The sequence below is a fragment of the Priestia sp. SIMBA_032 genome, assembly GCF_046535215.1.
GTDB classification, from domain to species: domain Bacteria; phylum Bacillota; class Bacilli; order Bacillales; family Bacillaceae_H; genus Priestia; species Priestia aryabhattai.
This window is the reverse complement of record NZ_JAWRXD010000428.1, coordinates 1-293: the sequence shown is the minus strand read 5'-3', so window position 1 is coordinate 293 and position 293 is coordinate 1. Positions and strand designations below refer to the sequence as shown.

General features: G+C 27.6%; 1 pseudogene. It reads right to left on the bottom strand.

Annotated elements, in window-relative coordinates:
• Positions 1-119: 119 nt before the first annotated feature.
• Positions 120-293 (bottom strand): annotated as a pseudogene (locus SB717_RS35030) (spermidine acetyltransferase); the annotation flags it as partial.

Genomic DNA, 293 nt, shown 5'->3' with positions numbered 1-293 from the left:
ATCATAATACGCCTGAAATTATTAAAAATCAACAATTATTTATCGTTTTACAATAAAAAATGTTTTTCACATCACAAAAAAGCTACAGATAATATTTTATCTATAGCTCTTCCAATCGGTTATTTTGTGCCAAAGTATGCCTTTTGGAACATACACATTCTTATTGCATTATGATAGTTACCATCAACGAAAAACTCATCGATAAGCTCACCTTCTATCATAAACCCAACTTTTTTATAAACATGTACTCCTTTTTCATTTTCCTTATCTACAACTAAATAAATCTTATGCAT